Below are 342 nucleotides of genomic sequence, written 5' to 3'. Positions count from 1 at the left end.
ATTGTCGACAATCTTAAACTTTTGAAGTTAAGCATGTCAAACAAAACCCTTAAATACAGCGGTTTGGCGCGCTTTTGCCACAGGGTTTGAAATTTATCAGGTCAGAGTATATTAAAATTGTCGACAATCGTGCTTAAATAAGCACAAATTCTGATGTTGAAAATTATGTCTGCTACTAAACCTATCCCCAGGCTCAGCGTCGTCACTGAAAGCGGCAACGACAAAGAACAACGTATGTATCGCGATATCTATGACGCCATCATGGATCATCGCCTGCCTGCACGTACCAAACTCACAGAGCAATCTCTGAGCCAGATTTATGACATGGCCAGACATGGCGTG

1 pseudogene is annotated in these 342 nt (G+C 42.7%); it reads left to right on the top strand.

Annotated features, from left to right (window positions below):
* Nucleotides 1-225: 225 nt before the first annotated feature.
* Nucleotides 226-342: pseudogene (locus tag KDM89_RS22665) on the top strand (GntR family transcriptional regulator); the annotation flags it as partial.

The organism is Cognatundibacterium luofuense, assembly GCF_018139685.1.
Lineage (GTDB): Bacteria > Pseudomonadota > Gammaproteobacteria > Burkholderiales > Burkholderiaceae_D > Undibacterium > Undibacterium luofuense.
This window is presented reverse-complemented; position numbering and strand designations above follow the sequence as displayed.